Source organism: Exiguobacterium sp. s183 (assembly GCF_018617655.1).
Lineage (GTDB): Bacteria > Bacillota > Bacilli > Exiguobacteriales > Exiguobacteriaceae > Exiguobacterium > Exiguobacterium aestuarii_A.
In genome coordinates this window covers 1619-4351 of sequence record NZ_JACSKN010000014.1, presented here as the reverse complement: position 1 = coordinate 4351, position 2733 = coordinate 1619, and the positions used below count along the sequence as shown (strand labels likewise).

The window sequence follows — 2733 nt, the reverse complement described above, 5'->3', positions numbered from 1 at the left end:
TAGACTAGATCAAAGCCTCGACCGATTAGTATCATTCAGCTCCACGTGTCACCACGCTTCCACCCATGACCTATCTACCTCATCGTCTCTGAGGGGTCTTTCTTGATTGCTCAAAGGGAAATCTCATCTCGGAGGGGGCTTCATGCTTAGATGCTTTCAGCACTTATCCCGTCCGCACGTAGCTACCCAGCGATGCTCCTGGCGGAACAACTGGTACACCAGCGGTGCGTCCATCCCGGTCCTCTCGTACTAAGGACAGCTCTCCTCAAATTTCCTGCGCCCACGACGGATAGGGACCGAACTGTCTCACGACGTTCTGAACCCAGCTCGCGTACCGCTTTAATGGGCGAACAGCCCAACCCTTGGGACCTACTCCAGCCCCAGGATGCGATGAGCCGACATCGAGGTGCCAAACCTCCCCGTCGATGTGGACTCTTGGGGGAGATCAGCCTGTTATCCCCAGGGTAGCTTTTATCCGTTGAGCGATGGCCCTTCCATGCGGAACCACCGGATCACTAAGCCCGACTTTCGTCCCTGCTCGACTTGTAGGTCTCGCAGTCAAGCTCCCTTCTGCCTTTGCACTCTTCGAATGATTTCCAACCATTCTGAGGGAACCTTTGGGCGCCTCCGTTACTGTTTAGGAGGCGACCGCCCCAGTCAAACTACCCGCCTGACACGGTCCTCCAGCCGGATCACGGCTGCGAGTTAGAGACTCTATACGCAAAGGGTGGTATCCCAAGGGTGTCTCCACCGAAGCTGGCGCTCCGGCTTCACAAACTCCCACCTATCCTGTACATCGCGTACAAAGCCTCAATATCAGGCTGTAGTAAAGCTCCATGGGGTCTTTCCGTCCTGTCGCGGGTAACCTGCATCTTCACAGGTACTATGATTTCACCGGGTCTCTCGTTGAGACAGTGCCCAAATCGTTACGCCTTTCGTGCGGGTCGGAACTTACCCGACAAGGAATTTCGCTACCTTAGGACCGTTATAGTTACGGCCGCCGTTTACTGGGGCTTCGGTTCAGTGCTTCTCTTGCGATGACACATCCCCTTAACCTTCCAGCACCGGGCAGGCGTCAGCCCCTATACTTCATCTTGCGATTTAGCAGAGACCTGTGTTTTTGCTAAACAGTCGTTTGGGCCTATTCACTGCGGCTTATGTTGCCATAAGCGTCCCTTCTCCCGAAGTTACGGGACCATTTTGCCGAGTTCCTTAACGAGAGTTATCCCGCGCGTCTTAGAATTCTCATCTCGCCTACCTGTGTCGGTTTGCGGTACTGGCGCCGACCTCCTCACTAGAGGCTTTTCTTGGCAGCGTGAAATCCGGTGCTTCGCCCTACGGGCTCCACGTCACAGCTCAACCTTGTGCCGGGCGGATTTGCCAACCCGACGGCCTCGCTGCTTGTCCGTGCACTTCCAGTCGCACGGTCACCTTATCCTTCTGCGTCCCCCCATCGTTCAAACGGTGGTACGGCGGTACAGGAATATCGACCTGTTGTCCATCGCCTACGCCTTTCGGCCTCGGCTTAGGTCCAGACTAACCCTGAGCGGACGAGCCTTCCTCAGGAAACCTTAGGCTTTCGACGGAGGGGATTCTCACCCCTCTTTTCGCTACTCACACCGGCATTCTCACTTCCAAGCGCTCCACGGCTCCTCACGATACCGCTTCACTGCTGCTTGGAACGCTCTCCTACCATCCCTTACGGGATCCATAGCTTCGGTGGTATGTTTAGCCCCGTTACATTTTCGGCGCGGCGCCACTCGACTAGTGAGCTATTACGCACTCTTTGAATGGTGGCTGCTTCTAAGCCAACATCCTAGTTGTCTGTGCAGCGCCACATCCTTTTCCACTTAACATACACTTGGGGACCTTAGCTGATGGTCTGGGCTGTTTCCCTCTCGACTACGGATCTTATCACTCGCAGTCTGACTCCCGAGTACAAGTTGCTGGCATTCGGAGTTTGACTGAATTCGGTAACCCTGTGGGGGCCCCTAGTCCAATCAGTGCTCTACCTCCAGAACTCTTCACCTCGAGGCTAGCCCTAAAGCTATTTCGGAGAGAACCAGCTATCTCCAGGTTCGATTGGCATTTCACCGCTACCCACACCTCATCCCCGCACTTTTCAACGTGCGTGGGTTCGGACCTCCAGTCAGTGTTACCTGACCTTCATCCTGGACATGGGTAGATCACCTGGTTTCGGGTCTACGACGACGGACTGATGCGCCCTGTTCAGACTCGCTTTCGCTGCGGCTCCGCCTCATCGGCTTAACCTCGCCCGCCATCGTAACTCGCCGGTTCATTCTACAAAAGGCACGCCATCACCCGTGAACGGGCTCTGACTACTTGTAGGCATACGGTTTCAGGATCTGTTTCACTCCCCTTCCGGGGTGCTTTTCACCTTTCCCTCACGGTACTGGTTCACTATCGGTCACTAGGAAGTATTTAGCCTTGGGAGATGGTCCTCCCGGATTCCGACGGGGTTTCACGTGTCCCGCCGTACTCAGGATCCACTCTGGAGGGGATGGGGTTTCGGCTACAGGGCCGTCACCTTCTCTGGCCGACCTTTCCAGGTCGTTCACCTACCCTATCCCTTTGTAACTCCGTGTAGAGTGTCCTACAACCCCAGGAAGCATGCTTCCTGGTTTGGGCTGTTCCCGTTTCGCTCGCCGCTACTCAGGGAATCGAATTTTCTTTCTCTTCCTCCGGGTACTTAGATGTTTCAGTTCCCCGGGT

Annotated in this window: 1 protein-coding gene and 1 other annotated feature (1 of these 2 running past the window's edge); the gene reads left to right on the top strand. The window is 55.3% G+C overall.

Features of this window, described 5'->3' with window-relative positions; genetic code table 11:
• Window positions 1-5: 5 nt before the first annotated feature.
• Window positions 6-2733, bottom strand: a sequence feature (mutual gap in cmsearch alignment for this rRNA model is longer than 100); it runs 148 nt beyond the window's last position.
• Window positions 1326-1529, top strand: coding sequence for a hypothetical protein (locus tag KNP62_RS15395; protein WP_214786344.1), 204 nt, complete (start codon window positions 1326-1328; stop codon window positions 1527-1529). (Overlaps the previous feature by 204 nt.)